This is a genomic window from Desulfocicer niacini (assembly GCF_054657595.1).
Genome location: NZ_BAAHYK010000239.1, coordinates 1 through 232, shown reverse-complemented (window position 1 = coordinate 232; position 232 = coordinate 1). Strand labels below are relative to the sequence as shown.

The 232-nt window shown below is 34.5% G+C and carries 1 pseudogene; it reads right to left on the bottom strand.

Features of this window, described 5'->3' with window-relative positions:
* Positions 1-232: pseudogene (locus ACYQ2M_RS25565) on the bottom strand (IS1380 family transposase); the annotation flags it as partial.

Here is a 232-nt window from a genome sequence, read left to right as displayed (position 1 = left end):
CCGTTTAAGCACATTAACTTTTTCATTAATTTCATCAATTAAACCAATTTTTTGGGCCAAGAGATGAATAGCGCCAAGACCTCCATGGGCTATACCTTGATAGCGGCCATCCATTTCATAATGAATATTGGATGCCTGGAGCATGGGTAAGAATTGCTCTTTCAAATTTCGTTTTTTAGTTCTTTTATGAATTTTTTGCTTGCGTTTGTTTAGTTTTTTACCGATAATTCTT